General features: G+C 68.2%; 1 protein-coding gene. It reads left to right on the top strand.

Annotation, left to right across the window (positions count from 1 at the left end; genetic code table 11):
* A partial coding sequence (locus ACEN88_RS36510; RefSeq protein ID WP_413347243.1) for a hypothetical protein occupies positions 1 to 217 on the top strand: 217 nt, incomplete at both ends.

Here is a 217-nt window from a genome sequence, read left to right as displayed (position 1 = left end):
AATGGCAGACGCTGCCGGTCACGAGCCTGGTGCCTTACCGCTACATCCGTGTGTACAACCCGAACGCGTGGTTCGGCTCGATCAGGGAAGTTCGCCTGCACGGCTCGCTGCATGGCGCGGACGTGATCGCACCGGTGACCACGGCCACCGCGCCGCAAGGCACGGCGACCACGGACGCGACGGTCACCTTCGCGGCCACGGACAACCAGGGCGGCTC

The organism is Massilia sp. CT11-108, assembly GCF_047302915.1.
Classification (GTDB): Bacteria; Pseudomonadota; Gammaproteobacteria; order Burkholderiales; family Burkholderiaceae_D; genus Telluria; species Telluria orientalis.
This window is presented reverse-complemented; position numbering and strand designations above follow the sequence as displayed.